Source organism: Bradyrhizobium sp. (assembly GCF_049512235.1).
Lineage (GTDB): Bacteria > Pseudomonadota > Alphaproteobacteria > Rhizobiales > Xanthobacteraceae > Bradyrhizobium.
In genome coordinates, this window is the sequence record NZ_JBEKXH010000747.1 from 1 (window position 1) to 2,580 (window position 2,580).

The following is a 2,580-nucleotide window of genomic DNA, read 5'->3' on the forward strand; positions in this document are numbered from 1 at the left end:
CCCGACGCTGCCGCGTCCACCGCATCTCATCCCGCGTGTCTGACGATCGCGATACGCCCCTCATCTGGAACGAGACGGGTGTGACTATAAATGATTCGAACAAAACAGCAACAATAATATTTTTCATATTGTGGCTTGACAGCCCAAATCACACCAGATCTGGGGCCTCTCCTGGCCCGTCGGGCAAGTTTCTTTTTTGCGCGGCGTCGTCGGAAGGCTTGGCGGACAAGAAATAATTTGACACGTCGGGCAAATCATAGGCAACTCCTCATCATCGTGGCAATCAGTTCGCATGCCGCGCGTGCGCAGCCCAAGGATTTGGAGCCGCCCCATCCGCCGCAACTCGCAGAGCGAAGGCGGAGATGCCACAGGGGAATCGCATTTGGAATTCTAGTTCCGGCTTGGCGTATTTTGGCGTTTTTGACGAAATGGATTCTAACGGGGCACGGATGATTCGTGGCCCCGGGAGATTACTTTGGATCGCTTTATCGAATGCTGGGAGGGTCTGGACGACCCGCGCACCGGCAATGCTGCCCTGCACGACCTTCATGAAATTCTGACGATAGCGATGTGCGCGGTGCTGTGCGGCGCGCAAGGCTCGGTGGACATGGGCCTGTTTGCGAAGGAGAAAGAGCCGTTCCTGCGGGGGTTTCTGAAGCTTGAGAATGGGGTGCCGAGCCACGACACATTCAGTCGGCTTTTCCGCATGCTCGATCCGGAGCAGTTCCGGGCCGCGTTTCAGCGCTTCATGGCTGATTTCTCCAAGCAATGCGAAGGGGTTGTGGCGATCGACGGCAAGGTTCTGCGCCGCTCGTTCGACCGCGCCAGCGGCAAGTCGCCGTTACACATGGTCTCCGCCTGGGGCTGTGAGCAGCGCCTTGTGCTGGCGCAGATCGCTACCGATGCGAAGTCAAACGAAATCACTGCCGTTCCGAAACTGCTGGAGATGCTGCAGCTGAAAGGGACGATCGTGACCACCGACGCGCTCAATTGCCAGCGCGCCATCGCCGGCCAGATCGTCGATCAGGGTGGCGACTTTGTCCTCGCCCTGAAGGAAAACCAGCCAACGCTTTATGATGACGTCGTGCTGCATCTTACCGACCCCGCCAGCGAAAAAGTCACCGCCAAGCCGGTCGTCGATGCCGATCATGGTCGTATCGAAACCCGCACCGCCACGGTCTCCACCGACATTGCGTGGCTGATCAAAGACCATCAATGGCCGGGCCTGGTCGCCGTCGGCAAGGTCGAGCGCAGCCGCGAAACCGCCGGCAAAACAACCTACGAGACCGCCTATTATCTGCTCAGCGCGGCTTTGACCCCCGAACGCTTCAACGAGGTTGTCCGTTCTCATTGGGGTGTCGAAAATCGGCTGCACTGGAGACTCGACGTCGTGATGAACGAGGATCAGGACAGAAGCCGGCTGGGGAATGGCCCGCAAAATCTCGCCATGCTGCGGCACATGGCCATCAACGTCATGCAAAAAGACGGCGAAAAGGGATCGCTCCGAGGAAAAATCAAGCGGGCCGGCTGGAATGATGCGTATCTCACCAAGTTAATGACCATGAATTGAAATGCGATTGCCCTGCCTTGCAGTGTTTTGGCTATTCTCATGTTCGGAAGTTCTGCTAATAGCTAGCCAAGCGCGGGCCATTTGGTTCGCTGCATTGCTTGCCCGGCACAGATCTGAAACGGTGACGAGATTGTTGAAGCGATTTCTGCGAACGGCCTTGCGCCGCCTGGGCTACGGGCTGGTGCGGCTTCCCGGTGATGCCGCGATCCCGGTCTCGGCGACTGGCCAGGACTGGGAGCGTCTGTACTATCAGACGCTCGAGCGGTTCAGGCTGTCCGAGGCGATGCGGGACATCCATCGCCAGGACGCCGTCGAAGTCGAGGAGCTCTACCGGCATTTTCTGTTCACCGACCTGCCGAAACGGGAGGGGCGCGCGCGGGATCTCAGCGATCTGATCGGCACGACCGTGAGCGAGGCGGTCTATGTGATCAAGAATCTGCATGATGGTCTGAAAGTTCCGGGCGACATTTGCGAGTTTGGCGTGGCCCAGGGCGCCACGTCGAAGCTGCTGGCTTCCGAGATCATGCCGCTGGCGGACCGCAATTTCTGGCTTTTCGACAGCTTCGAGGGCCTTCCGGCACCGACCAAGGAAGACAGATTGATCCACGATATCTTTAAACTCGGGACGATGGATAAGTACAAGGGGACGATGGCATCTCCCGAGACCGAGGTCCTCGGCAAGCTTGCCTCGGTCAACTTTCCGCGCGAACGCATCAAGGTCAAAAAGGGCTGGGTCAAGGACGCCATCAAGAGCGGCGAGTTGCCCGGGAAGGTCGCGTTCGCGTATGTCGACTTTGATTTCTACGATCCGATCAAGGACGCGCTGGAATTTCTCGATACCAGGATGGCCGCCGGCGGGCGCATCGTGGTCGACGATTACGGGTTCTTTTCCGAGGGGGCACAGCTCGCCGTCGATCAGTTCGTCGCCGCCGCGGGCGATCGCTACAAGTTCGAGATGCCGCTGCCATTCGCCGGCCACTTCTGCATGCTCAGCAAGGTTGCCTGAGCGG

The 2,580-nt window shown here is 58.7% G+C and carries 2 protein-coding genes; both read left to right on the forward strand.

Annotation, left to right across the window (positions count from 1 at the left end):
• The first annotated feature begins 475 nt into the window (after positions 1–475).
• Entirely contained in the window at positions 476–1,570 is a 1,095-nt protein-coding gene (locus tag ABSG20_RS34795) for an ISAs1 family transposase (protein ID WP_423868960.1), read from the forward strand.
• Positions 1,571–1,703: 133 nt separating this feature from the next.
• On the forward strand, positions 1,704–2,576 hold the full coding sequence (locus tag ABSG20_RS34800; protein WP_423868961.1) for a TylF/MycF/NovP-related O-methyltransferase: 873 nt from the start codon (positions 1,704–1,706) through the stop codon (positions 2,574–2,576).
• Positions 2,577–2,580 lie beyond the last annotated feature (4 nt).